At 72.9% G+C, this 3,873-nt stretch carries 3 protein-coding genes; 2 read left to right on the forward strand and 1 reads right to left on the reverse strand.

Annotated features, from left to right (window positions below; genetic code table 11):
- Positions 1 to 30: 30 nt before the first annotated feature.
- Positions 31 to 1,158 (reverse strand): phosphate ABC transporter substrate-binding protein PstS, encoded by a 1,128-nt coding sequence (gene pstS, locus G5C65_RS33030; RefSeq protein WP_165302753.1) that lies wholly within the window; start codon positions 1,156 to 1,158, stop codon positions 31 to 33.
- Positions 1,159 to 1,621: 463 nt separating this feature from the next.
- On the opposite strand from pstS, the gene G5C65_RS33035 reads away from it, so the two are divergent.
- Both G5C65_RS33035 and G5C65_RS33040 read left to right on the forward strand, forming a co-directional pair.
- On the forward strand, positions 1,622 to 2,725 hold the full coding sequence (locus tag G5C65_RS33035) for a C40 family peptidase (protein WP_338146780.1): 1,104 nt from the start codon (positions 1,622 to 1,624) through the stop codon (positions 2,723 to 2,725).
- Positions 2,726 to 2,867: 142 nt separating this feature from the next.
- Positions 2,868 to 3,873: PP2C family protein-serine/threonine phosphatase (locus G5C65_RS33040; RefSeq protein WP_165302754.1), on the forward strand; the 1,006-nt coding region annotated here is incomplete at its 3' end.

The following is a 3,873-nucleotide window of genomic DNA, read 5'->3' on the forward strand; positions in this document are numbered from 1 at the left end:
GGGCGGAGCGGGGCTCGTGGTGTGCGGCGGCTAGCTCAGGGAGTCGATCGTGGACCGGACCTTGCCGATGATCTCGTCCGGGATCGGCGCGTAGTCCTTGTCCGCGAGGGCCTTCTGGCCGGCGTCGCTCGCGGTGTACTTCAGGAAGGACTTGGTCGCGTCGAGGGTCTCCTTCTTGTTCCCCTTCTCGCAGACGATCTCGTAGGTGACCAGGACCATCGGGTAGGCGCCCTCGGCCTTGGTCTTGTAGTTCAGCTCCAGGGACAGGTCCTTGCCCGTGCCGACGACCTTGGCGTCGGCGATGGCCTTGGACGCGTTGTCCGTGGTGGCCTCGACGGGCTCGCTGGCACCGGTGTCCAGCTTGACGGTGTTCAGGTCGTTGCCGGTCGCGTAGGACAGCTCGGCGTAGCCGATCGCGCCGTCGTTCTGCTTGACGTTGGTCGCGATGCCGGAGGAGCCGTCGGCGCCCTGGCCGCCCTTGCCGTCCCACTTCTTGGCGGGCTCGTACTTCCACGCGTCGGGCGCCGCGTGGTTGAGGTACTTGGTGAAGTTGTCGGTGGTGCCCGACTCGTCGGAGCGGTGGAACGCCTGGATGGCGGTGCTGGGCAGCTCGGCGTCCGGGTTCAGCTTCTTGATCGCCGGGTCGTTCCACTTGGTGATCTTCGAGTCGAAGATCTTGGCGAGGGTCTCGGCGTCCAGTACGAGGTCGTCGACGCCCTTGAGGTTGTACGTCACCGCGATCGGGCCGCCGACCATCGGCAGGTCGACCGCCTGGCTGTTCGTGCAGACCTTCTTCGACTCTTCCATCTCATCCGGCTTGAGCGCGGAGTCGGAGCCTGCGAAGGCCGTCTTGCCCTGCAGGAACTCCGTGATGCCCGCACCCGAGCCGGTCGGCTTGTAGTTGAGCTGGGTGCCGCTGCAGGCCGACTGGTACGTCTGGGTCCACACGTCCATCGCGTTCTTCTGCGCGCTGGAGCCCGAGGCGAGCAGGTTGCCGTCCCCATCGCAGCTGATCTTGCTGGCGGCCTTGGTCGTGCTGTCGCTGCCGGAGTCGCCGGAGTTGTCGTCCGATCCGCAGGCGGTGAGGACCAGGGCGCCGGAGACCGCGATAGCGCCGAGCGCGACGGCGCGGAGCCGGTTCGTGCGCTGAAGCATCACTTTCGTTCAGTTCCTTCCTGGGGCCCGCCGGACCGAGGCGGCGGCGCGCGGTGTGAAGTGGTGAATCCTGAGTGTCTGGCTATGCGCTGCGCGGCCGCTTCGGGGCGGAGACGCGCGCTGCGTAAGGCTGAAATTAGGCAGAAGAGGTGAATCGGCCAACGGGGCAAGGTAAACGCAGGGTGAACCTCGTCCGTACGATGAGCTTCCCGCGCGCCGGGGCGCCGCCGGGCGTGTCGGCGCGCCCCCCGGGTGCGGGCGCCCTCCGGCCGCCGGACCGCGCGCCAGCACACGCCGATGGCCCGGCGCAAGAGCGTACGCGAGACGGGAGCCTCGTCGCTCTGTCGGTTTGCAGGGCCGCGTGGCACTATCCGCTGCGTTGACGTCGGTGGACCGGTCGGCCGGGCGCCCGGTTGACGGGTGCCCGGCCGACCGGCCGGAGCGGGACGGGCAGGGGTGGTGGCCGGTGACCGGGTCATGGAGCGGGCACGGGCGGCGCGCGGCGGTCGCCGGGGCGTGCGCGATGGGGATGCTGGCCGGGCCCGCGCTCGGTGCCGCGCACGCCGAGCCGGACCCGCGGCCGCAGCGCAGGCCGGGGCTGGAGCAGGTCCGCGAGCAGATCGCACGGCTGCACGACGAGGCCGAGTCGGCGACGGAGGCGTACAACGCGGCCCGGGAGCGCACCAGGAAGCAGCGCGCGGCCGTCATCAGGATCGCGAAGCAGGCCGACACCGCCCAGGCCAGGCTGAACCGGCTCACCGACACGGCGGGCGCCATGGCCCGCGCGCAGTACCGCCAGGGCGGTCTGCCCGCCGAGGCGCGGCTGCTGCTCGGCGACGACCCGGAGGGCTTCCTGCGCGACGTCTCCTCCGTACGGAAGGGCCAGCACGCGGCGCGCGGCGTCATCAGCCGGCTGAGCAGCACGAAGTCCGAGCTGGACCGGTACGCGCAGAGCGCGGCGAAGGAGTGGCGGAAGCTGGAGGCGAACCGCCGGAAGAAGGCGCTCGCCAAGAAGAGGATCACCGCGCGGATAGCGCGGGCCGAGCGGCTGGAGTCCCGGCTGGCCAAGGCGGAGCGCGAGCGGCTGCGCGAGCTGGAGCGGGAGGCGGCGCGGGCGCGCCAGGCCCGCTGGCTGAAGTCCGAGGCCGCCAGGAAGCTGGTCGGCTCCCCGGCGGCGGACGCCTCGCCGGGCGCCTCGGCGGGCACCGCCGGGGCCTCCCCGGCGGCCGCCCGCGCCATCGCCTGGGCCACCCGGCAGATCGGCAAGGACTACCAGTGGGGCGCCACAGGGCCGGCGACCTTCGACTGCTCGGGCCTGACGATGCGGGCCTGGCAGGCGGCCGGGAAGCGGATTCCGCGCACCTCGCAGGAGCAGTGGAAGCGGCTGACGCGCGTGCCGGTGGCGGCCATGCGCCCGGGGGATCTGGTGATCTACAAGAAGGACGCCAGCCATGTCGGCCTCTACGTGGGCGACGGCGGCCTGCTGCACGCCCCGCGCACCGGCCGGCAGATCGTGGTGGAGGGCGTGGGCTCGATGCCGATCCTGGGGGTGGTGCGGCCGGACGCCTGAGCGGCCCAACTCCGGCCGGTGGATTGGCATATGCCACAGGCGAATTTTATCGAGGTGTTCCGTACGGGTGCGCGAGGGCACTAAGGTCCTTACGGCGGCGTCGGCCGGCCCGCCGTGCCCTCGGGGGAGGGAAGAGGACATCATGCCCGTCAGCGCACGGCAGGAGAGTGCGGAGGCCGCGCCGGTGCCCTCGTTCTCCCCGGGCGCCTCGGACGCCGGGGACGGCCTGGCGCTGCTGGTGATCGAGGACGACCCGGCGGACTCGGCGGTGCCGGCGAGCGTCCCCCGGCTGCTGGACACCGGCGGCGGCCCGGTCCGGGTGCGCACCGCCCGCAACCTCACGGAGGCCCGGCGGCTGCTGACCGACGACGTGCACTGCATCCTGCTCGACCTCAACCTCTCCGGCCCCGTCTCCGGTCCCGGTTCCGGCGGCGGTTCCGGTTCCGGCGGCGCGGACGTGCCCGACCAGCTGGAGATCCTGCGCCAGGTGCTCCGGATGGCGCCCCGGCACGCGGTGCTCGCGCTCACCGACGGCGCCGACGCCGAGCGCGCGGCGGCGGCCGTACGCGTGGGAGCGCAGGACTACCTCTTCCGGGACGAGCTCGACGGCCGGCTGCTGAGCCGCGCCGTCCGGTACGCCGTGGAGCGCAAGCGGGCCGACCTGGCGCAGCGGCAGCTGACCGAGACCCGGCTGCGCGCCCAGGAGAACGCCCGGCTGGAGCGCGGCCTGCTGCCCCGGCCGCTGCTGGAGGGCAGCGACCTGCGGTTCGCAGCGCGCTACCGCCCCGGCCGCTCCCGCGCGCTGCTCGGCGGCGACTTCTACGACACCGTCCGCACCGCCGACGGCACCGTGCACGTCATGATCGGCGACGTCTGCGGGCACGGCCCGGACGAGGCGGCGCTCGGCGTCGAGCTGCGGATCGCCTGGCGCGCGCTCACCTTCGCCGGGCTCTGCGGCGACGAGCTGCTGGGCACCCTGCAGCGGGTGCTGGAGCACGAGCGGGCCAGCGAGGAGATCTTCGCGACGCTGTGCACGGTGGATATCGCCCCGGACGGCCGCAGCGCGGGCGTCTGCCTCGCCGGACACCCCGCCCCGCTGGTCGCGGACGCGGACGCGGACGGGGGCGGGGACGGGGACGGGACTGGGG

It is taken from the genome of Streptomyces boncukensis, assembly GCF_011045075.1.
GTDB classification, from domain to species: Bacteria; Actinomycetota; Actinomycetes; order Streptomycetales; family Streptomycetaceae; genus Streptomyces; species Streptomyces boncukensis.